The sequence below is a fragment of the Pseudomonas sp. HMWF021 genome, assembly GCF_003061005.1.
GTDB lineage: Bacteria > Pseudomonadota > Gammaproteobacteria > Pseudomonadales > Pseudomonadaceae > Aquipseudomonas.
The window spans coordinates 1-1118 of record NZ_QAIK01000058.1 but is presented as its reverse complement, the minus strand read 5'-3'; the positions used below and the strand labels follow the sequence as shown (position 1 = coordinate 1118).

Sequence of the window (1118 nt, the reverse complement as noted above, 5' to 3'; positions counted from 1 at the left end):
TCCTTGCCCCCGGACAGGCAGACCATGACCTTGTCGCCGTCTTCGATCATGTTGAAATCGGCGACCGCTTCGCCGGCCAGGCGGCGCAGGCGCTTTTGCAGTTTGTTCTGGTTGACCGTAAGAGTGCCCATGACGCGAAATCCGTGAGGTGTGACGAAAGGCGGGCATTTTACGCAAAAACCCACCAGCGGCGAAGCGTCCTGACGGACGCACCTGTAGGAGCTGCCGAAGGCTGCGATCCTTTGATTGTAAAAAACCAGGATCAAAAGATCGCTGCCTCGTTTCACTCGTCAGCTCCTCCAGGGATCAATACAAGAGCAGACGGCGATTACGCCCTGCATTTACAGCGCGATTTGCTCTAAGCCCCTATCACCTGTGCGGTTAAGTCCTTTCTATACTGCGTCATAAGGTCGCACACGTCTGAAGACCTGAATTTGCTCGGCCTCATTGGCCCGTAGGCGCTCCGCTGGGGGGCGATGGCAATAACAAGAGGAGTGACTGGCATGATCCATCACGTAGTGGGACTTTTTACCCACCCCGATCAGGAATGGAAGGAAATCCGTGGCGACCAAGAGGAAAGCATCAGCCACATGTACCTGACGCACACGCTGATTCTGGCGGCGATTCCGGCCGTTTCGGCGTTTATCGGCACCACTCAGGTCGGCTGGGTGATCGGCAACCGCGCGCCGGTGATGCTCACCGTCGAAAGCGCGATCTGGATGACCGTGATGTCGTACCTGGCGATGCTCGGCGGGGTCGCGGTGATGGGCGCCTTCGTGCACTGGATGGCACGCACCTACGACGCCAACCCGAGCCTGGCCCGTTGCGTGGCCTTCGCCACCTACACCGCGACGCCGTTGTTCGTCGGCGGGCTGGCGGCGCTGTATCCGCACATGTGGCTGGGGATGATCGTCGGCACGGCGGCCATCTGCTACACGGTGTATCTGCTGTACGTGGGGCTGCCGACGTTCATGAACATTCCATCGGACGAAGGCTTCCTGTTTTCCAGCTCGGTGCTGGCGGTGGGCCTGGTGGTACTGGTGGCCATCATGGCGTTCACCGTGATTGTCTGGGGCCTGGGCGTAGGGCCGGTGTACACCAACTGACAGGTTTCACCC

The 1118-nt window shown here is 59.7% G+C and carries 1 protein-coding gene and 1 pseudogene; one reads left to right on the top strand and one right to left on the bottom strand.

Annotated elements, in window-relative coordinates:
- A pseudogene (locus tag DBR18_RS07625) lies at positions 1–131 on the bottom strand (tRNA 2-thiocytidine(32) synthetase TtcA); the annotation flags it as partial.
- A 372-nt stretch (positions 132–503) separates the two neighbouring features.
- Between DBR18_RS07625 and DBR18_RS07620 the strand changes: the two are divergent.
- Positions 504–1106 carry a Yip1 family protein gene (locus DBR18_RS07620; protein ID WP_007917515.1) on the top strand — a complete coding sequence of 201 codons (603 nt, stop codon included), beginning with the start codon at positions 504–506 and terminating at the stop codon, positions 1104–1106.
- Positions 1107–1118: the final 12 nt, after the last annotated feature.

What these genes read in the sequence shown, in the direction of transcription:
- DBR18_RS07620 (WP_007917515.1), top strand. Translation starts at nt 504, where the DNA reads ATGATCCATCACGTAGTGGGACTTTTTACCCACCCCGATCAGGAATGG.